Genomic DNA, 19895 nt, shown 5'->3' with positions numbered 1-19895 from the left:
GTGCGGAGGAAATAAAAGATCATGCAAAACGCCCCAATGAGTGCCCTGTTACCCGATGGACTGCTGATGCTGATGGTCGTCGTGGTGTGGTTGAACGACACCATCTTCGGCGTGAAGAGCCGTCAATCGTCGTATTTCATCTCTGTCATATCGACGATCGTGGTCGGCGTGTGGTTCGCCTTCCAGGCACTCGATCCCACGCCGCATTACTTCTTCACGCGCATGTACGTGGTCGATCCGTTCGCCAGCGCAATGAAAGCGGTGGTGACGCTCGGCTTCGCGGTATCGATCATCTATTCTCGCAAGTACCTTGAAGACCGCGATCTGTTCCGCGGTGACTTCTTCCTGCTCGGCCTGTTTTCGCTGCTCGGCCAGTGCGTGATGATCTCGGGCAACAACTTCCTGACGTTGTATCTGGGCCTGGAACTGATGTCGTTGTCGCTGTACGCGGTGATCGCGTTGCGCAAGGACTCGCCGCAAGCCAACGAATCCGCGATGAAGTACTATGTTCTGGGCGCGCTGGCTTCGGGCTTCCTGCTATACGGCATCTCGATGCTGTATGGCGCAACCGGCTCGCTTGAACTCAACGAAGTGGCGAAGGCGATTGCAACCGGCCGCATCAACGACGCCGTGCTGCTCTTCGGCGTGATCTTCGTGGTCGCGGGAATCGCGTTCAAGATGGGCGCGGTGCCGTTCCACATGTGGGTGCCCGACGTCTATCAAGGCGCGCCGACCGCCATGACATTGATCACCGGCGGCGGTCCGAAAGCCGCGGCGTTCGCCTGGGGCCTGCGTTTCCTGGTGATGGCGCTGCTGCCGCTGGCTGTGGACTGGCAGGAAATGCTGGTGATTCTCGCCGCGTTGTCGCTGATCGTGGGTAACGTCACGGGTATCGTGCAAAAGAACATCAAGCGGATGCTGGCGTACTCGGCAATCTCGAACATGGGCTTCGTGCTGCTCGGCTTGCTCGCGGGCGTGGTCGAGGGCAAGGCGGACAGCGCGGCCGATGCATATAGCTCGGCCATGTTCTACAGCATCATCTACCTGATCACCACGCTCGGCACCTTTGGCGTGATCATGCTGCTGGCGCGCAAGGATTTCGAAGCCGAAACGCTCGACGATTTCAAGGGCCTGAACCAGCGCAGCCCGGTGTTTGCGTTCGTGATGATGATCATGATGTTCTCGCTCGCCGGCATCCCGCCGATGGTCGGGTTCTACGCCAAACTCGCCGTGCTCGAAGCCACCATGAACGCTGGCTTGACCTGGCTTGCGGTGCTTGCCGTGTTGTCGTCGCTGGTGGGCGCGTTCTACTACCTGCGTATCGTCAAGCTGATGTATTTCGATGCACCCACGGATGCATCGCCTATCGTCGCCGATAGCCTCAAGCGTGCGTTGCTCGCGTTCAACGGCCTTGCGGTGCTGGTGCTCGGGATTGTTCCGGGTCCGCTGATGAAGGCCTGCCTGACCGCTATCACGCATACCTTGCCGTTCCAGTTGTAATGTCGGCTGCGGGCTGGTTTATCGTGTTGTTGGCGCTTGTGGGCGCCAACCTTCCGTTCGCGAATCAACGCATTTTCGCTGCCGTGCCAATCAAGAGGGCGAAAAAAAGCGCGTGGATCCGGATTGCGGAATTGATCGTGCTTTATTTTGTCGTGGGCGCGCTCGGCTTTATGCTTGAAGCGCGCGCCGGAAACCGTTTCGAGCAGGGCTGGCAGTTTTACGCCGTGACGTTCAGCCTCTTTCTCGTGCTCGCGTTTCCCGGTTTCGCTTATCAATATCTCGTCAAGCGCCGCTGACGGCCACGGCCTTCGCGGCTTGATCCACGCGTTTGGCTATTGCCGCCCGACGCGTTTTCTTCAAGGCGCACGATGGCTGACAGTTCTTCACTCGACCCCAAGCATCTATCCGATTCTTTTCCCGATTCCGACGCCGGCCTGATCGAGAAAACGGTCGAAAGCAAGCTGCTGCATCAAGGCAAGTTCCTCACGCTCAAACTCGATACGGTCGAATTGCCCGACGGCAAGCACGCAACGCGCGAGTTTGTCGAGCATCCGGGCGCAGTGATGATCCTGCCTCTTTTCGACGATGGCCGCGTGCTGCTCGAGCGGCAGTATCGGTATCCGATTCGTAAAGTTCTGCTCGAGTATCCGGCAGGCAAGCTCGATCCCAACGAGAGCGAACTGGCGTGTGCGAAGCGCGAGTTGCATGAGGAAACGGGTTATACGGCGCGCGAATGGTTTTTCCTGACGCGGATTCATCCGGTGATTTCGTATTCCACCGAGTTCATCGATTTGTATCTTGCGCGTGGTTTGACGGCGGGCGAGAACAAGCTCGATGAAGGCGAGTTTCTGGAGACCTTCATTGCGGATCGCTCGCAGATTTTCGAGTGGATCAGAAGCGGCCAGATCAGCGATGTGAAGACGATCATCGGCAGCTTCTGGCTTGAAAAGGTGATGTCCGGCGAGTGGAAACTCGGCGATCCGGTCAGCGAATGATCGGTTTGAAATGAAGAAACAGCGGCCTGCGGGCCGCTGTTTTGTTTGTGCGCTTCATCAAAAACAACGCCACCAAGCGCGCCGCCTACCGCCGGGCTAAAATCGAACATTCGTTTTCTCGATTCATCAAATAGTCGCAGACGCAAATTTACGAACGACCGTTCACAAAACGCGCTTTTGCGATTAAACTTTCTGGCAAGCCCTGATTAGCATGAAGGTTCTCGATTTGAAGTGTTCGCACGACCATCGGTTCGAAGGCTGGTTTGCTTCGGCCGACGAGTTCGAATCCCAGTTGTCGCGCAAGCTCGTGGCTTGCCCGGTGTGTTCTTCGATAGAAGTAAGCCGCATGCCATCGGCGCCGCGGCTGAATTTGTCGACGTCACGCACCGGGCGCACCGAACAGCCGAGTGACAGCACGAGCGTTGCGCAAGCGGCCCAGCCACAGCAGCCGGCGGAAAACGCCATGCAGGCGCAAGCCCGCGCGCTTCATTTCATGCGGGAGATCCTGGCGAAAACCGAGAACGTGGGCGATCGATTTGCCGAAGAAGCGCGGCGCATGCATTACGACGAAGCGCCGGCGCGCAACATTCGCGGCGTTGCTACGCCCGAAGATGCGCACGCATTGATGGAAGAAGGCATCGACGTGATGCCGCTGCCCGTGCCGGCCGCACTGAAAGAGCCGCTGCAATAAGCTGACGCACGTTGGCTTGACGCGCGTCTCCTCGTGGCCGACCCGGGTCATGACAGGAGACGAGAGCGTATGGACCTGAATTATTCCCCCGCCGACGACGCTTTTCGCGCCGACATCCGCGCCTGGCTCGACGCCAATCTGCCGCAAGCCTTGCGGTCCAAGGTACTCGATCACAAACGTCTGAGCCGCGACGATTACGCGAGCTGGCACAAGCTGCTTGGCACGCGCGGCTGGTCCGTCGTTGCATGGCCGAAGGAATTTGGCGGCCCCGGCTGGAACGCGACGCAGCGCCATATATGGGATGAGGAATGCGCGCGCATTGGTGCGCCGGGCGTGCTGCCGTTCGGGGTATCCATGGTCGCGCCCGTTCTCATGAAATACGGCAGCGACGCACAAAAAGCCCATTATTTGCCACGCATTCTCGATGGCACCGACTGGTGGTGCCAAGGATATTCCGAACCGGGATCGGGCTCCGACCTGGCCTCATTGAGAACACGCGCCGAACGCCAGGGCGATCACTACGTGGTCAACGGCCAGAAAACCTGGACCACGCTCGGACAATTCGCCGACATGATGTTCTGCCTCGTGCGCACGGACAGCGGCGCGAAGAAGCAGGAAGGCATTTCGTTCCTGCTTATCGACATGAAAACGCCGGGTATTACCGTGCGCCCGATCATCACGCTCGATGAAGATCACGAAGTCAACGAAGTGTTCTTCGAGGATGTGAAGGTGCCGCTGGAAAATCTCGTCGGTGACGAGAATCGCGGCTGGACCTACGCTAAGTATTTGCTTGGCCATGAGCGCACGGGCATTGCCCGCGTCGGACAATCGAAGCGTGAACTGGTGTTCCTCAAGCGACTGGCCGCCGACCAGAAGAAGGGCAGTGGATCGTTACTCAAGGATCCCGTGTTCGCCGCAAAAATCGCCGCGCTCGAAATCGAGGTCATGGCGCTCGAAGTCACCGTGCAGCGCGTGGTCGCGAGCGAAGCGAACGGTCGCGGACCGGGGCCGGAAGCATCGATGTTGAAGATCAAGGGCACTGAAGTCCAGCAAGCGCTGACCGAGTTGATGGTGGAAGCTGCCGGACCGCAAGCTGCGGCATTCGATCCGGCTTATCTGGAAGGAGAACGCGAGCACAGCCTCGCCGGTGACGACGCAGCCGCGCCGCTTGCCGCGTACTACTTCAACTTCCGTAAGACATCGATCTATGGCGGTTCGAACGAAATTCAAAAAAACATCATCGCGCAGATGATTCTGGGCTTGTGAGGAGCGGCACATGGACTTCAATTTCACCGACGAACAGCAGCAGTTCCGCGATGCCTTGCGCCGCTATCTCGACAACGAATATACATTTGATGCACGGCAGAAGATCGTGGCATCGAAAGAAGGGGTCGATGCAAAACACTGTACCGCGTTCACGGAGTTGGGGCTGACCGCTTTGCCCGCGCCCGAAGCACAAGGCGGATTCGATGGCGGTCCGGTCGATATGCTGGTCGTCATGCAGGAACTCGGGCGGGCGCTGGTCGTGGAGCCGTATTGGGCGACTGTGGTTGGTATGGAGGCGTTGCGGCTTGCGGGTGATCAAGACGCGCTGGCATGGCTGGAGCGTGCGGCCGCGGGCGAGATCAAGCTTGCGGTGGCGTTTCACGAGCCGCATGCGCGCTACGACCTGTTCTCCATCGAATCCACCGCTCAGGCTCAGGGCGATCAAATCACGTTGAGCGGCGAGAAGTCGCTGGTCCTGCACGGCGCGCAGGCTGACGTATGGATCGTGCCCGCGCGGCTGAATGGCGAGATTGCGTTGTTCGCCGTCGAGCGCAATGCAGCTAACGTAACGATCACTGAGTATCGGACGATCGACGGTCAGCGTGCCGCTACCTTGAAATTCACAGGCACGCCGGCCAGGCGTCTGGGCGGCGCGCAAACCGGCGCGGCGACGCTCGAACGTATCGCGGACTACGCCACGTTCCTGCTTTGTGCCGAAGCGGTAGGCGTGCTCGATGCACTAAATCACGCGACGGTCGAATACACGAAGGAGCGCAAGCAGTTCGGCACGCCCATCGCACGTTTTCAGGCGTTGCAGCATCGCATGGTCGAGATGCTGATTCATGCCGAGCAGGCCCGTTCGATCACGTATCTGGCGGCCGCGCGCTATTCGAGCAACGACGCCGATGAACGCCGTCGCGCAATCTCTGCCGCGAAAGCGCGCGTTGGCCAGGCGGCGCGTTTTGTCGGTCAACAAGCCGTGCAATTGCACGGCGGCATGGGCGTGACGAATGAAGTCGCGGCGGCGCACTGGTTCAAGCGCCTGTCGATCATCGAAACAACATTGGGCGATGTCGATCATCATCTGGAGCGGTTTGCGTCGCTTCCCGGATTTGCGGACACAACCGTTTAAACGATCGCCGAATCAGGAAAGGAGAATCGAGATGACTTTCAGCTATGAAGATTTCAAGGTCGGGGACGTGGCCGAACTCAGCAGCCATACGTTTTCGAAAGAAGAGATTATCGAATTTGCCGGGCGTTATGATCCGCAGCCTTTTCATTTGAGCGAAGCAGGCGGCGAAGCGTCTCCATTCGGAGGTTTGGTCGCGAGCGGATGGAACACCTGTTCCGCGATGATGGGCATTCTCGTACGCGATATGCTGGCCGATTCAACGTCAATGGGTTCTCCCGGCCTCGATAACATCCGCTGGCTCAAACCCGTTCGCGTGAATGACAGCGTGCGGTTGACGGTGCGGGTACTGAGCAAGCGGGTATCGGCGAGCAAGCCGGATCGCGGGATTGTTGGTACGCGCTGGGAGGCCTATAACCAGAATGGCGAACTGGTATTGACGGTGGATTCATCGGCGATATTCGGGCTTCGTCATCCGGAAAACACGCAATGACGCTCGCCTCCGCAGCGGATATGAAAGCGGCGCAAGGCGGCGAGGAATACGTGAGCGATTGGCTTGAAATTGACCAGCCTCGCGTGAACCGATTCGCCGATGCCACTGACGATCATCAATGGATTCACGTCGACGCAGAACGGGCGAAGAAAGAGTCGCCGTTTGGCGGTCCGATCGCGCACGGGTTTTTGACGTTGGCGCTGGTTCCGAAATGGCTTGAGGAGTGCGTTCCGCTGCAACAGAAACTCGGGGTGAACTACGGCACGAACAAGGTGCGGTTCATGTCGCCGGTTCTGGTCGGCTCGAAGTTGAGAGCCCGGTTTTTCGCCGAGACCGTGACCGACGTGGAGCAGGGCGGCGTGCAGGTGATCTGGCGCGTCACCGTACAAAAAGAAGGCGCTGAAAAACCGGTGTGTGTTGCCGAGTTTATTACCCGGCATTATTTCTGACGTTGCGTTGCTCGGCGCTACCGCCTCGCATACTGCTGCGCGCCAAACAGTACTTCGCGTTGCTTGTCGCCGGTCAGATCCCGGCGAGCCGCGGCCAGCACTTCAACCCCGCGAATCACCGCGGGCCGCGCGGCAATTTCATCGAACCATCGTTTGACGTTGGGAAATTCATCTAGCTCGATGCCCTGATTCTTCCACGAACGTGTCCACGGAAACGTGGCGATGTCCGCGATTGAATATTCATTGCCCGCAAGATACTTCGTCACGCCCAACTGCTTGTCCATCACGCCATACAAACGCTTCGCTTCGTTCGAATATCGATTGATCGCGTATTCGATTTTCTCCGGCGCGTAGATCCGGAAGTGATGCGCCTGACCGAGCATGGGCCCGACACCGCCCATCTGGAACATCAGCCATTGCATGGTGGTGTATCGGCCAACTGGATCGAGCGGCAGGAACTTGCCCGTCTTTTCAGCGAGATAAAACAGGATCGCGCCGGATTCAAAAAGTGCGAGCGGCTTGCCTTCGGGACCATCGCTGTCAATGATCGCCGGGATCTTGTTGTTCGGGCTGATCGCGAGGAAGTCGGGCGTGAACTGGTCGCCAGCGCCAATATCGATGGGATGCACGGCGTATTTGAGCCCGAGTTCTTCCAGCATGATATGAATCTTGTGGCCGTTCGGCGTGGCCCAGCTATAGACGTCGATCATTTTTGCTCCGGGTGTGGATGGGCACTTATGCGTGTTGTGCGTGTTACGCGTACCGCGCGAGCTCAAGCTTGGCAATCGCATTCCGATGCACTTCGTCGGGCCCATCGGCGAGCCTCAGCGTTCGTGCATGCGCATAGGCGTAGGCGAGCGGAAAGTCGTCCGACACACCTGCGGCGCCATGCGCCTGAATCGCCCAATCAATGACCTCGCACGCAATGTTCGGCGCGACGACCTTGATCATCGCAATCTCGCCGCGTGCGCCTTTGTTGCCGACCGTGTCCATCATGTACGCGGCTTTCAGCGTCAACAGGCGCGCCTGCTCTATCATGATCCGCGCCTCGGCAATGCGCTCCTGCGTCACGCCGTGCGCGGCTATCGGCTTGCCGAAAGCAACGCGTTGCGACGTCCGCCTGCACATGAGTTCCAGTGCGCGCTCGGCCAAACCGATCAGGCGCATGCAGTGGTGAATGCGTCCCGGCCCAAGGCGCCCTTGCGCGATTTCGAAGCCGCGTCCTTCGCCGAGCAATACATTCGATACCGGCACGCGCACGTTCTCGAGCGTGATATCCATGTGGCCGTGCGGCGCGTCGTCGTAGCCGAACACCGAAAGCGGCCGGTGCACCGTAATGCCCGATGAATCTGCGGGAACGAGGATCATCGATTGTTGCTGGTGCTTGGGTGCGTCGGGATCGGTCTTGCCCATCACGATATACACCTTGCATCGCGGATCGCCCGCGCCCGACGACCACCACTTGTGGCCGTTGATCACGTAACTGTCGCCATCGCGAACAATGCTGCACTGAATATTCGTTGCATCCGACGAAGCCACGTCTGGCTCTGTCATCAGGAATGCCGAGCGGATTTCGCCTTGCAGCAGCGGTTCGAGCCATTGCTGCTTTTGCTGGTCGCTGCCATAACGTTCGATGGTTTCCATGTTGCCCGTGTCGGGCGCGCCGCAATTGAAGACTTCGGGCGCCCATGGCACGCGGCCCATGATTTCGCAAAGCGGCGCGTATTCCAGATTGCTCAAACCCGCGCCACGCTCCGATTCGGGGAGGAACAGATTCCACAAACCCGCGTCGCGCGCGTTTTGCTTCAGCGTCTCGATGAGCGCAAGTGGAATCCATGCGTCACCCTTTGCGCGGTTCGCGGCGATCTCCTGATTGAACGCGCGTTCGTTCGGATAGATGTGTTCATCGAAGAAGGCGGTCAGCTTGTGGCGCAATTCCTGCACTTTCGGCGTGTAGTCGAAATTCATGTCGTCTCCTGTTTCCCGATGGGACTTACCCGGTCACTTTCTGCGCGTACGACCACGCGAGTTCGGCCATTGGCTTGGCGCGTTTGCCTGCATCGACGGCTTGTGCGCTTGCCGCCGTGCCGTCGCTCACGCGCTTCATGATTCCCTGCAGGATCGCGGCAATACGGAACATGTTGTACGCAAGGTAGAAATTCCAGTCGCCCTGGATCTGCAGGCCGGTGCGTTCCAGATATCGCGCGACGTAGGCTTGCTCATCGGGAATGCCGAGCGCTGCCCAATCAAGCCCGCCAATACCGCGAAACTGCGCCGGATCGACATGCCATGCCATGCAGTGGTAAGCGAAGTCGGCAAGCGGATCGCCGAGCGTGGAAAGCTCCCAGTCGAGCACGGCGAGCACGCGCGGTTCGGTCGGATGGAAGATCAGGTTGTCGAGCCGGAAGTCACCGTGAACCACCGATACGCTTTCGCCGCCGCGCGGAATATGCTTCGGCAGCCATTCGATCAGCTTGTTCATGGCTTCGATGGATTCGGTTTCCGATGCAACGTATTGCTTGCTCCATCGGCCAATCTGACGCTCGAAATAGTTGCCAGGCTTGCCGTAGGTTTCGAGACCGGTTTGCACGATATCCACGCAATGCAGCGCGGCGATCACGCGATTCATTTCGTCGTAAATGGCGCCGCGTTCAGCGGGCGTCGTGCCGGGCAGCGCCTGATCCCATAGCACGCGGCCTTCCATGAACTCCATCACGTAGAACGCGCGGCCGATCACGCTTTCGTCGTCGCACAGCGCGAGCATCTTCGCGACGGGAACATCCGTGTCCGCGAGCGCTTGCATCACGCGATATTCCCGATCGATCGCATGCGCCGATGGCAACAGCTTCGCCGCCGGCCCCGGCTTCGAGCGCATGACGTAACTGCGCGCGGGCGTGATCAGCTTGAACGTGGGATTCGACTGTCCGCCGGCAAACTGTTCGATGCGAACAGGTCCTGCGAAGCCATCGACATGTGTTTCCAGCCACGCGGATAATGCGCCGAGGTCGAATTGTTGCCGCGCGTTGACGGCACGCGTTCCTTCGAACGCCGAGAAATCCTGCGGTTCAGGCAAGGGCAGGTCGTTTGACGCCATTGTTGTCTCCTCCGGATTGCGTTCCTGAGCTTGTTCAAAAGCAGCGTCGCGCCTGAAAGCGCTGTTTTCGCCGCGAGCCTGATTACTTCAATACCGACGTAAAGCGCACAAACTGTTCGTAGAGCAATTCCATGGTGGTGTTGCGCACGCTCGCGTGAAGCGGTGAGGGCGGTGAATGATTCAGCGCGCGAATGACCCAGTCGCCGGGTTTGTCACCGACATCGAGCGCATTGATGCAACCTGTTGTCTGCGATAAATGCCCGAAGAACATGCGCTCGCCGCCCGTGATTGCATGCGACAACAACGCTCGGTTGACGCCACCATGCAGTACGAGCAACGCCGTATCCCAGGTGGTGTCGTCGCGCAGGCGTTGCAGCGGCGGCAACACGCGATCCAGCAATTCGCCGATGGTTTCACCGCCCAGAAACGCCGTTGTCTCAGGCACGATGCCATCGAACACGCTGAGAAACGCGCGCTCGAAATCTTTCGGCGGCAGATTGCTCAGCCGGCCACCGCGAATCTCTTTCCACTCTGGCCATACATCGATATCGATTTGCTGACCCGTCTCAGCCAGCACGCGCTGTGCCGTTTCAAGCGTCCTGGGCAAACCGCTCGCAATGACTTTGTCGAAGCGAATCTGCTGCGCCTTGAACTCGCGTCCGGCAGCGGTCGCTTCGTCACGGCCGCGTTCGTTCAGCGGCACCTTCACGGGATCGATGGCGCGGCCCGTTGCGTCGAAGTACGTGACGTCGCCATGACGCATGAGGAAGATGCGGCGGCGCTTGGGAAGTGCGTATGCGGGAGTCGTCATTTGTAGATTGGCGGGCGCTTTTCGAGGAACGCGTTGATGCCTTCGAGCGCGTTGCCGTTATGCAGGGCATCGACGAAACTATCGCGCTCGGCGTCGAGCTGTTCCGCGAGCGTCTGTGTTTCGGCCGATGCGATCAGCGCCTTGATCTGCGCCAACGCCTTGGGCGCCATGCGGCCGAGTTCGTCGGCCCAGGCGATGGCGGTATCGAGCGCCGCGCCCGGCTTCGTTACCCGATTGACCACGCCGGTTTCATACAGGCGCGTGGCGCCGATCGGCTTTGCTTCCAGCAGGATTTCGGTAGCGAGCGCGCGCGGCAGGGCGCGGGTCAGGAACCACGAGCCGCCGCCGTCGGGCGTGAGGCCCACGCGCGAATATGACATCACGAACTTCGCGTCATCGGCGGCAACGAGCAGGTCGCACGCGAGCGCCAGCGAGAATCCAGCGCCTGCCGCTGCGCCTTCAACGGCCGCGATCACCGGTTTCGTGGATGACCTCAGCGCCACGATCCATTCGCCCAGTATGTCGATGCTCGCCGCCTGCACCGACCGATCCTCCGCGCGGTTCTCGAGCAAGCGGTTCAGGTTGCCGCCGGCACAAAAGAAATTATCGGCGCCGGTCAGCACGATTGCACGCACCGAGGTGTCGCGCTCGGCCGTGTTCATCGCCTCGATTCCGGCGGCGTACATGTCCGGATGCAACGCGTTGCGCGCGCCGGGATTGGACAACTTCAGGACGAGCGTGGTGTCGCTTTCGGCCGGCCGGGCGGAGAGCAGTTCGGCGCTCATTGCGCGGCCTCGTCGAAAGTGAGCGACAGGCCGAGTTGCGCGCGACGTGCGAGCCACGGCGACGGACGATATCGCGGATCACCGAGCACGCCTTGAATATTGCGCAGGATCGTGAGGATGGTGCTTGCGCCGAGCGCGTCGCCGAGCGCGAGCGGGCCGCGCGGATAACCCAGCCCGAGCGTGACGGCGAGATCGATATCGGCGGGCGTGGCAATGCGTTGCTGCGCAATATCGCAACCAATGTTCACGATGGTCGCCACCACGCGTTGCGCGACAAAACCGGTGGAATCGCGGATCACGGTGACGGGAACGCCATCGAACGCGAACAGGGCGTGCGCGGCGTCGCGGAATTCAGCCGTGGTCGCGGGCGTTGTCATGATGGTGCGGCGGGCGGTAGCGGCGAGCGGGAACAGCGTGTCGATGGCAACCGTGCGCGACGCATCCAGCTTTTCCGCGACGCACGCCGTGGTGGCATCGTGCCCGAGCGGCGTGACGACGATCAGCGAATCCAGTGCCGGTGTGCCGCCGGTATCGATGGTGACATTCGCTTCCATTTTCGCGATCAGCCTGAACACTTCCTCGCGCGCGTGGGCGGACGCCCGGCTCACCCAGACGCGACGCGGCAGCGCAGCCGGCGCAGGCGCTTCAGCGGGCGTTTGCTGTTTCCCATCGACATACCGATAAAAACCTTCGCCAGCCTTGCGCCCGATCAATCCGCCAGCGAGCCGCGTGCCGGTGATCGGCGACGGCGTGAATCTCGGCTCTTCATAAAACTGGTGATAGATCGATTCCATTACCGGATGCGACACGTCGAGCGCGGTCAGGTCGAGCAACTCGAACGGGCCGAGCCGGAAGCCGGCCTGCTCCCGCATGATCCGGTCGATATCCGCGAAACTCGCCACGCCTTCGCCGGCGATCCGCAGGCCTTCGGTATTCATGCCGCGTCCGGCGTGATTCACGATGAATCCCGGCATATCCTTCGCGCGCACCGGCGTGTGGCCCATCTGGCGGCCGAGCGCCATGAGCGCATCGCCGGCTGCGGGATCCCCGCGCAGGCCGTCGATTACCTCGACCACTTTCATCAGCGGCACGGGATTGAAAAAGTGCAGTCCAACCACGCGCTCCGGCCGTTTGCAGCCCGCGGCGATCGCAGTAATGGAAAGCGACGACGTGTTCGACGCCAGGATGCAATCATCGCGCACAACCTCTTCCAGCTCGCGGAACAACGCGCGCTTCACGTCGAGCTTCTCGACAATCGCTTCGATGACCACGTCGCAATCGGCCAGATCGCTTGTCGCGTCCGCTGCATGAACGCGCGCCAGCGCATCGTGCGCGTCCGCCTCGGTGAGCTTGCCTTTTGCGGCGAGTTTGGTCAGGGTATCGGCGAGATACTCGCGAGCAGCCGTGATGGCTTCCTTGTTGGCGTCGTAAAGACGCACGGTCAGGCCGCCGAGCGCCGCAATCTGCGCAATCCCGCGTCCCATTGCGCCGCTGCCGACCACGCCCAAGGTCCGAATCTCTGTGTCGCGAAAACTCATGGTGTGTCTCACTCCTTATTTTGCTAGATTAGCACGGTCGTGCTGTTAGTGAGATGGCCCCAAAAGGCCGTCCGTTGCCTGTATTACTTAAAAAACGAAGACGTTCTGGAGACTGGTGATGCTCAAGCTGTATGGTTTTGCGCTGTCCAATTATGTGAACAAGGTGAAGTTTGTGCTGCTCGAACACGGCATTGCATTCGAAGAGGTGCGCGCCAATTTCGGTCAGGACGAAGCCACGCTCGCGCGATCGCCGCTTGGCAAGGTTCCGTACATCGAGACCGAGGCGGGGTCGCTGTGCGAGTCGCAGGTGATCGTCGAATATCTGGCGAGCGCTTATCCGGACAAACCGATCTTTTCCGTCGATCCCTTCGCGGCCGCGAAAGAGCGCGAGATGATTGCGTTCATCGAGTTGCATCTGGAACTCGTCGCGCGCGATCTGTATAAGCAGGCGTTTTTCGGTGGAACCGTAACCGAGTACACGAAGACGCGCGCTGAAAAAAAGCTCCGTCACGGCATTGCGGGATTCAAGCGGATTGCGAAATTCGATCCGTATGCGCTCGGCACGGCCTTCAGTATCGCCGATGTCAGCGCGTTCGTGCATTTGCCGCTGGTCGGCCTCGCGACCAAAGCGGTTTATGGCACGGATTTCCTGCTGGAGGCGGGTATTGACTGGAAGGCGCACAACAAGCGCGTCGGGGAACGGCCAGCCGCGCAGAAAGTGACGGCCGACCGGCTGGCGTTCATGGACGCGCAGAAGAAAGAACTGCCGAAGATCTAGGACTTCGCTCAGAGGCTGGCGAGACGCTCAAGTGCGGTGCGCAGCGTCTCTTCCTTTTTCGCGAAGCAAAAGCGCACGACACCCGATTCGTGGCTCTCGTGATAGAAGGCCGACACCGGAATTGCCGCCACGCCAATCTCGCTCGTGAGCCATTTCGAGAATTCGGCTTCGGGCAGGTCGCTGATGGCCGAATAGTCTACGCACTGGAAATACGTGCCGTCGCACGGCAGCAACTTGAAGCGCGAATTCGCGAGGCCCGCGCGGAAAAAGTCGCGTTTTTGCTGGTAGAAGGCGGGCAAGTCGAGATACGGCGAAGGGTCTTTCAAGTACTCGGCAATGCCGGCTTGCATCGGCGTATTCACAGTGAACACGTTGAATTGATGCACCTTGCGGAATTCGGCCGTGAGCGCGGCGGGTGCGGCGACGTAGCCCACTTTCCAGCCCGTCACGTGAAACGTCTTTCCGAAACTCGATACCACGAGGCTGCGCGCGGCCAGGTCCGGGTAACGCGAGACGCTCTCGTGCGGCGCGCCGTCGAAGACCATGTGTTCATAGACTTCGTCGGAGAGAATCAGCACGTTGGTGCCGCGCATGATCTCGTCGAGCTTTTGCATGTCGGCGGTGCGCCAGACGCGGCCGGTCGGGTTATGCGGCGTGTTGATGATCAGAAGGCGCGTTTTTGGCGTGATTGCGGCGGCGATCTTGTCGAAGGGCAGCGCATAGTCGGGTGCTTCCAGCGATACAAACACGGGTTTTCCGCCCGCCAGTTCAATTGCCGGGACGTAGCAGTCGTACATTGGTTCGATCACGACGACTTCATCGCCCGGATGCACGCAGCACAGGATTGCTGTGAGGATTGCCTGCGTTGCGCCGGCCGTGACCGTGATTTCGCGCTCGGCATCGTATTGACGTCCGTACAGCCGCTCGATCTTTTCGCTGATCGCGTGGCGCAGCGGCGCGGCGCCAGCCATTGGCGGGTACTGGTTGTGACCGTCGCGCATGGCGTTGGCCACCGCATCCACAATGCGCGGATCGCACGCAAAATCCGGAAAACCCTGGCCGAGATTGACCGCGCCTTTTTGTGTCGCGAGCGCGCTCATGACCGTGAAGATCGTCGTGCCCACGTGCGGCAAACGCGAGGCAATGGCAGGGACAGTGGCTGAATGCGGAAGGTCGTGCGAGGCGTTCATGGTGGGTTCGATCGGCTGCGCTGGAAGAATGCCTGCTATTTTAAACGTCGATTTTAAATATCGATTGCGTTCGTTTCCGCATTGGTCTCGATCCGCGCCTGAAAGCGTGTGACGAACGGCGCCGGCTGGGCGATTTGAAACCCGAAATCCCGCGCCGTGCGTTTCGCCAGCTTCAGCAACGCCCGGTCCTTCGATACCAGCCAGTCCGCCCGGCCGGCGTGCGCCAGCTCAAGAAACTTCTGGTCGTCGCGGTCCTTGCATTTCGGCAAGGGCGGCGTGTCTTCAGGCAGCGGTTCCGGTTCCACCAGGTTCGAAAGCCGCGCGACGGTCTCAAGCGCATTTGCCTTGTTCACGGCGAAGCGGACGAACTGCGGATAATCCAGCACATAGGTCAGTTCCTTGAGGCACCGCGCATCGATCAACGCTTCCAGCGTGCCGGTTTCCAGCGCGGCGCGGATTGGACGGGTATTGGGGTCATCGAATACGAGAATGTCGATCCACACATTGGAATCGAGCACAGCGCGCCACGCGGGGGATTTTTTCATTCGATACAATCGAGGGTTTCCGTCTTCATCGTTGGCAAGCAAGCCGGCGAGCCCCTATGATAATCGCTCTCTCGCCGGCTAAATCGCTCGACTACGAAACCCCGCCTCACGTCACGAAGCACACGCTACCCGAATTCGCCGCGGATTGCGCCGAACTCATCGACGCGCTGCGCAAGCTCTCGCCACAGGAAATCGGCAGTCTCATGCATATCTCGGATCCGCTCGCGCGACTCAATTTCCAACGTTACGCCGACTGGTCGCCGACGTTCGACGCTGAGAATTCGAAGCAGGCCGTGCTTGCGTTCAATGGCGATGTCTACGAAGGGTTCGACGCCAGATCGCTTCATGCAGCCGATCTGGACTACGCCCAGAATCATGTGCGCGTGTTGTCCGGCTTGTACGGGTTGCTGCGGCCACTCGATCTGTTGCAGCCGTATCGGCTGGAAATGGGCACGAAGTTCGCCAACGCGCGCGGCAAGGATCTCTACGCTTTCTGGGGCGAGCGCATTACCGCCGCGCTCAACGCGCAAATGAAGAAGCAGCGCGGCGCGAAGGTGCTGGTCAATTGCGCATCCAATGAATATTTCAAGTCGGTCCAGCCAAAGCGTCTTGACGCGCCGGTTGTTACGCCCGTATTCCAGGACTGGAAGAACGGCCAGTACAAGATCATCAGCTTTCACGCAAAACGGGCGCGCGGGCTGATGGCGCGCTTCGCGGTGCAGCATAGAATCGATGAACCGGAAGGCCTGAAGGATTTTGACAGCGAAGGGTATGCCTTCGATAAAAAGGCATCGAACGAAACGAGTTATGTGTTTAGACGGCGGATTGGCGCCTGAAGTTGGCCGCCGCCATCTAATCGGATTAATCAAGGAAGCGTCATGAGCATCTCAATCACGAGTCAATTCGATGCGGGTGCGATTGACGTCGTTTCCGCCGATAATCCCGCCGATATCCGCCTGCGCATCCGCCCGGACAGTCACGCCGATTTCGCGCAGTGGTTCTATTTCTGCATGGGCAACGTGCGCGACGTAGCGCTCACGATGACTTTCGAAAACGCCGCGGACTGCGCATTCGCCGAAGGCTGGCGCGATTATCGAGCGGTCGCGAGCTACGACAGGATCAACTGGTTCCGCGTGCCGACGCGCTACGACGGCCGGGTGATGACCATTGAGCACACGCCGGATTTCGACGCCATCTATTACGCCTATTTCGAACCGTACAGCGAAGAGCGGCACGCGGGTTTTATCGGCGCCGTGCAGCAGATGCCGCACGCGACGCTGACTGAAATCGGCCGTACTGTGCAAGGCCGCCCGATGTCGCTCCTGACACTGGGCCTGCTTGAGGACGAGGCTGAAGACGAAACGCAAGCAGATGTTGATGAAGCGGCCAAGCCCAAGAAAAACGTCTGGATCATCGCGCGTCAGCATCCGGGCGAAACCATGGCCGAATGGTTCGTGGAGGGTTTGATCAAACGGCTGGCGGGGTGGGGCGACTGGGCGGGCGACCCGGTGGCGCGCCTCGTCTTCGATCACGCCGTTTTTCACATTGTGCCCAACATGAATCCCGATGGCAGTGCCCTCGGCAATCTACGTACGAACGCGGCGGGCGCCAACCTGAATCGTGAATGGATGGAGCCGGACGCCGCACGAAGCCCCGAAGTGCTGGTGGTACGCAACGCCATGCACGCGATCGGCTGCGATCTGTTCTTCGATATCCACGGCGACGAAGCGCTGCCCTATATCTTCGTGGCGGGTTCCGAGATGTTGCCCGGCTTCACGGAACGGCAGGCGAGGGAGCAGAAGGCGTTTATCGAATGTTTCAAGCAGGCAAGTCCCGACTTCCAGGATGTGTACGGTTACGAAGCGAGCAAATACCAGACGGATGCGTTGAAGCTGGCGTCGAAGTATGTTGGCAATGAATTCGGGTGTTTGTCCCTGACGCTCGAAATGCCGTTCAAGGACAATGCGAATCTTCCAGATGAGCGCGTGGGCTGGAATGGGGAGCGAAGTGCCGCGCTTGGCGCCGCCATGTTGCAGGCAATCTTGCGGCATTTGCAGGCGTTCTGATACGAACGGGCCGGCTTTGCGCAGCGCCAAAGGGCGAAATCGCTTATAGCGGATCTCGCCCTTCTTCGTTTTAGCCCGCCGTCAGTGTTTTTTCTTGGCCGACTTGGCCGAAGACGATTTCTTCGATGTCGACGTCGGTGCTTTGCCGCTCGCAGCCTTGCCCTTGCCTTTGACGACCCTATGCTTGCCGCGAGCGCCATGGCTCGACCCTGGTTCGGCGCGCGGTCGGGCGGCCGGCACGGGATCATTCCAGCCAAACGCAAGCATTTGACTTCCGACATAACCGCACCGGAACCTGAGCGTTGAAGGGGAGCTGTCGCCGTCCTTCACGCCAAGTCCTTCGACGGTCACGACGTTATCGACCTTGATGCGTTGCTTGTGATCATCGAATGAGTCGTTCCACGGGACAATGCTGCCATGCGCGGCATCGAAAGAACTGGCTGGAAACTCGACGCGGTCAAATGCCGTCGACGTGCTCGCGACAAAGCTGCCGTGCGCGGCGCAGTCCGCCATCAGGGGATTGGCGTTGAAATCGGTCACGAAGTGATTGACGAGCTCATTGCGTTCGTCGAGCGTATCGGCAAACGCGGCGGCGCTGCAGAGGGCTGACGCAATTGTCGCCACGGATGCAATCGCTACCACCCGGCCGACCAACCGAAGCAGTCGACGCGGTACTTGAATACTATCCATCGGGTTGGGCACTAAAGAGACATCAGGCACGTAAGAGGCCTGACAGTGAACAGGAGTTCCATCTTATATTAAATTCTTTAGCTGACCGCCTAGACCAGACAGCATTCAGACTCGTGGCCCACGATCCAGCCGATAGCGCCGCACATCGAAAGTTGTTATCCAGGCGGGCCGATAAACGGTGATGAGAATGGTGAAGAGGCCGGTGAAGAGCGCCTCGCCGGCAACGAGCAGGGTTGCGGCAAGCGTAAAGCCCGCTGGTATGAACAGCCGTCCGTCGGCGAGAATGATTTGAAGCAGCAAACCGGAGGCGCACGCTGCTGCGACCGCAACGGCCGATGTCAGAAAACCATGGCCAAGGATAAAGACAAACAAGCTTCGGGGAATCCACGCCTGAATGGCTTTTTGCATCAACGAGGACACGGCGACCGGCAATGCGCCGAACAAAAGGAATGTCACCGGTATGCCCGGCCACGCAGCGTCGAGCACGACGGCCGCCAACCCCGTTGCTACAGCCATACCAGCCATGGCGAGCTGCCAGTCGAATAGCGTGACCATGAGGGTCGCGCCAAGGAGATGAATGGCGGGCCCATCTTCGAACCATGTATTGCAAGCCCATAGCACCGTAACCGCCACGACTATGCCGAGCCAAACATGCTGAAGCGTTCCGTCCTGCAACCGGCGAAAGGGATTCTTCCAAATGCCAAGCGCGAGCACACCCGCAGTGACTATCCAGCCACCTATAGCAAGCCACAGCGGAAGAGGTGTGTAGAAGAAACCCATAAATCTCATATTACTCGTTTGCGCCCGAAAACGTGTGCATTGACTGTGCCAGCGTGGTTTCACGGGCGCAACGCGCCGACTTGCGCGTTGCGCCCACGCCTCACTTTGTGATTATTCAGTCGCCAAAAGGTGGTAACGGTTGAGCGGCCATTGGCATCAAATGCTCCTCCATCTCCGGAAGCGGTGAATAAGTCGATGCTGGCGCTCGCAACGGTATAACCCCCGCATCGCCAAGCGACGGCCGCGGCGAAGCGTCAGCTTCCCGCTTCAGCACCTCGAGATGACGGTTCTGCCAGCCGTTGTAAATCGCTACAGCAGCCGCGCGATTGGGTGCGCCGAGTTGCTGGAAGATGCTGCCAAGGTGGATTTTCACCGTGCCCTCGCTGATTCCCAAAGTCTTTGCGATGATCTTGTTCGTGCTTCCCATATGGACGCACCGCATGATTTGTTGCTGGCGCAAAGACAGCGTATTGAACCGCTTCAATCCCTTTCGGAATTCTTTTGGCTCAGACTCGCGGCGTGTATCCGAAACGGATTCCAGTTCGGGATCCAGCGCGTTCGCAGGCACGTAGTAACCACCGAGCAGGACCATTTCCAGCGCACGCACGATCAGCGTCGGATCAAGCTTGCGTGGCACTACGCCTCGCACTCCAGCGGCGAGAAACAAGCGGACCTGAGTTGTCGATGCTTCATCCACAACAATGGCCGCTGGAATTTTCGGAAAAGCCTCCAGCAGCATCCGCAGGTCTGCCATGCGCATGGCTTTATGCCAGTCGATCACGATCATGTCCGGCTCGAGTCGCAGGACCGCACTGGCAGCTTGCCGCCAGTCTTTCGCCTCGTTGAAGCGAGCCCGCCGGTCTATATGTCGCAACAGCGCCTTTAATCCCTCGCGACGTTCAGCTTCCGAATTAACTATGGTGAATTTCATGTCTGCCTCTAATGATATGGATCCGGCGCGATGCCCGTTTTATTAATAAACGGACGATATGCGGCTAAAACCCATCATGACTAATTGCAGCGAAAAATGCGCCCTGATCGAATGGCATAGGCATATCTCATAAAATCGCAAATGCCACGGACGTGTCCCGTATT

22 protein-coding genes are annotated in these 19895 nt (G+C 59.4%); 11 read left to right on the top strand and 11 right to left on the bottom strand.

What is annotated here, in order from left to right:
• Nucleotides 1-21 precede the first annotated feature (21 nt).
• The 8 genes from nuoN to ACRWA7_RS27310 all read left to right on the top strand — a co-directional run bounded on the left by nuoN (nucleotide 22) and on the right by ACRWA7_RS27310 (nucleotide 6523).
• Entirely contained in the window at nucleotides 22-1500 is a 1479-nt protein-coding gene (gene nuoN / locus ACRWA7_RS27345) for an NADH-quinone oxidoreductase subunit NuoN (RefSeq protein WP_060858519.1), read from the top strand.
• Entirely contained in the window at nucleotides 1500-1796 is a 297-nt protein-coding gene (locus ACRWA7_RS27340; protein WP_438393468.1) for a DUF2818 family protein, read from the top strand. The genes nuoN and ACRWA7_RS27340 overlap by 1 nt, the downstream gene beginning before the upstream one ends.
• 72 nt (nucleotides 1797-1868) lie before the next feature.
• Complete coding sequence (locus ACRWA7_RS27335) at nucleotides 1869-2495, top strand: NUDIX domain-containing protein (protein ID WP_438393466.1); 627 nt, start codon at nucleotides 1869-1871, stop codon at nucleotides 2493-2495.
• Between the two features lie 211 nt (nucleotides 2496-2706).
• Nucleotides 2707-3186 carry a DUF1178 family protein gene (locus ACRWA7_RS27330; RefSeq protein ID WP_438393464.1) on the top strand — a complete coding sequence of 160 codons (480 nt, stop codon included), beginning with the start codon at nucleotides 2707-2709 and terminating at the stop codon, nucleotides 3184-3186.
• Nucleotides 3187-3255: 69 nt separating this feature from the next.
• Nucleotides 3256-4452: an acyl-CoA dehydrogenase family protein gene (locus ACRWA7_RS27325; RefSeq protein WP_438393463.1), complete on the top strand. Its 1197-nt coding sequence runs from the start codon at nucleotides 3256-3258 to the stop codon at nucleotides 4450-4452.
• A gap of 10 nt (nucleotides 4453-4462) precedes the next feature.
• Nucleotides 4463-5584, top strand: coding sequence for an acyl-CoA dehydrogenase family protein (locus ACRWA7_RS27320; RefSeq protein ID WP_438393461.1), 1122 nt, complete (start codon nucleotides 4463-4465; stop codon nucleotides 5582-5584).
• 31 nt (nucleotides 5585-5615) lie between these two features.
• Nucleotides 5616-6074: a MaoC family dehydratase gene (locus tag ACRWA7_RS27315; RefSeq protein WP_438393460.1), complete on the top strand. Its 459-nt coding sequence runs from the start codon at nucleotides 5616-5618 to the stop codon at nucleotides 6072-6074.
• The gene (locus ACRWA7_RS27310; protein WP_438393458.1) at nucleotides 6071-6523 is read left to right on the top strand and encodes a MaoC family dehydratase; all 453 of its coding nucleotides are present in this window, start codon (nucleotides 6071-6073) and stop codon (nucleotides 6521-6523) included. Before ACRWA7_RS27315 ends, ACRWA7_RS27310 begins: the two co-directional genes overlap by 4 nt.
• A 17-nt stretch (nucleotides 6524-6540) precedes the next feature.
• On the opposite strand, the gene ACRWA7_RS27305 is transcribed toward ACRWA7_RS27310, so the two are convergent.
• From ACRWA7_RS27305 to ACRWA7_RS27280, 6 genes are all read right to left on the bottom strand, one after another.
• On the bottom strand, nucleotides 6541-7233 hold the full coding sequence (locus ACRWA7_RS27305) for a glutathione binding-like protein (RefSeq protein WP_438393456.1): 693 nt from the start codon (nucleotides 7231-7233) through the stop codon (nucleotides 6541-6543).
• Nucleotides 7234-7276: 43 nt separating this feature from the next.
• Nucleotides 7277-8491: an acyl-CoA dehydrogenase family protein gene (locus ACRWA7_RS27300; RefSeq protein WP_438393455.1), complete on the bottom strand. Its 1215-nt coding sequence runs from the start codon at nucleotides 8489-8491 to the stop codon at nucleotides 7277-7279.
• Nucleotides 8492-8516: 25 nt separating this feature from the next.
• Complete coding sequence (locus ACRWA7_RS27295; RefSeq protein WP_438393453.1) at nucleotides 8517-9617, bottom strand: phosphotransferase; 1101 nt, start codon at nucleotides 9615-9617, stop codon at nucleotides 8517-8519.
• Nucleotides 9618-9699: 82 nt separating this feature from the next.
• Nucleotides 9700-10428, bottom strand: a complete 729-nt coding sequence (locus ACRWA7_RS27290; RefSeq protein WP_438393451.1) for a histidine phosphatase family protein — start codon at nucleotides 10426-10428, stop codon at nucleotides 9700-9702.
• Nucleotides 10425-11213 carry an oxepin-CoA hydrolase, alternative type gene (locus ACRWA7_RS27285; protein WP_438393450.1) on the bottom strand — a complete coding sequence of 263 codons (789 nt, stop codon included), beginning with the start codon at nucleotides 11211-11213 and terminating at the stop codon, nucleotides 10425-10427. The genes ACRWA7_RS27290 and ACRWA7_RS27285 overlap by 4 nt, the downstream gene beginning before the upstream one ends.
• A complete protein-coding gene (locus ACRWA7_RS27280; RefSeq protein WP_438393448.1) occupies nucleotides 11210-12751 on the bottom strand; it encodes a 3-hydroxyacyl-CoA dehydrogenase in 1542 nt (513 codons plus the stop codon). The genes ACRWA7_RS27285 and ACRWA7_RS27280 overlap by 4 nt, the downstream gene beginning before the upstream one ends.
• A gap of 118 nt (nucleotides 12752-12869) precedes the next feature.
• Between ACRWA7_RS27280 and ACRWA7_RS27275 the strand changes: the two genes are divergently transcribed.
• Nucleotides 12870-13529, top strand: a complete 660-nt coding sequence (locus ACRWA7_RS27275) for a glutathione S-transferase family protein (protein WP_438393446.1) — start codon at nucleotides 12870-12872, stop codon at nucleotides 13527-13529.
• 8 nt (nucleotides 13530-13537) lie between these two features.
• Here ACRWA7_RS27275 and ACRWA7_RS27270 read toward each other — a convergent pair whose 3' ends face one another.
• Together ACRWA7_RS27270 and ACRWA7_RS27265 are read right to left on the bottom strand one after the other, a co-directional pair.
• Nucleotides 13538-14719: a pyridoxal phosphate-dependent aminotransferase gene (locus tag ACRWA7_RS27270; RefSeq protein ID WP_438393444.1), complete on the bottom strand. Its 1182-nt coding sequence runs from the start codon at nucleotides 14717-14719 to the stop codon at nucleotides 13538-13540.
• Between the two features lie 53 nt (nucleotides 14720-14772).
• Entirely contained in the window at nucleotides 14773-15264 is a 492-nt protein-coding gene (locus ACRWA7_RS27265) for a putative toxin-antitoxin system toxin component, PIN family (RefSeq protein WP_438393442.1), read from the bottom strand.
• A gap of 56 nt (nucleotides 15265-15320) precedes the next feature.
• On the opposite strand from ACRWA7_RS27265, the gene yaaA reads away from it, so the two are divergent.
• Nucleotides 15321-16100, top strand: a complete 780-nt coding sequence (gene yaaA, locus ACRWA7_RS27260; protein WP_438393440.1) for a peroxide stress protein YaaA — start codon at nucleotides 15321-15323, stop codon at nucleotides 16098-16100.
• A 42-nt stretch (nucleotides 16101-16142) separates the two neighbouring features.
• The gene (locus tag ACRWA7_RS27255) at nucleotides 16143-17330 is read left to right on the top strand and encodes a M14 family metallopeptidase (RefSeq protein ID WP_438393438.1); all 1188 of its coding nucleotides are present in this window, start codon (nucleotides 16143-16145) and stop codon (nucleotides 17328-17330) included.
• Nucleotides 17331-17411: 81 nt separating this feature from the next.
• Here the strand turns inward: ACRWA7_RS27255 and ACRWA7_RS27250 are convergent, their stop codons facing one another.
• From ACRWA7_RS27250 to ACRWA7_RS27240, 3 genes are all read right to left on the bottom strand, one after another.
• Nucleotides 17412-18020 (bottom strand): BspC domain-containing protein, encoded by a 609-nt coding sequence (locus ACRWA7_RS27250; protein WP_060858538.1) that lies wholly within the window; start codon nucleotides 18018-18020, stop codon nucleotides 17412-17414.
• A gap of 105 nt (nucleotides 18021-18125) precedes the next feature.
• Complete coding sequence (locus tag ACRWA7_RS27245) at nucleotides 18126-18800, bottom strand: energy-coupling factor ABC transporter permease (protein ID WP_060858539.1); 675 nt, start codon at nucleotides 18798-18800, stop codon at nucleotides 18126-18128.
• 115 nt (nucleotides 18801-18915) lie between these two features.
• Nucleotides 18916-19731: a response regulator transcription factor gene (locus ACRWA7_RS27240; protein WP_438393435.1), complete on the bottom strand. Its 816-nt coding sequence runs from the start codon at nucleotides 19729-19731 to the stop codon at nucleotides 18916-18918.
• Between the last annotated feature and the right edge of the window lie 164 nt (nucleotides 19732-19895).

This window comes from Caballeronia sp. DA-9 (assembly GCF_051615025.1).
Taxonomy (GTDB): Bacteria; Pseudomonadota; Gammaproteobacteria; order Burkholderiales; family Burkholderiaceae; genus Caballeronia; species Caballeronia sordidicola.
This window is presented reverse-complemented; position numbering and strand designations above follow the sequence as displayed.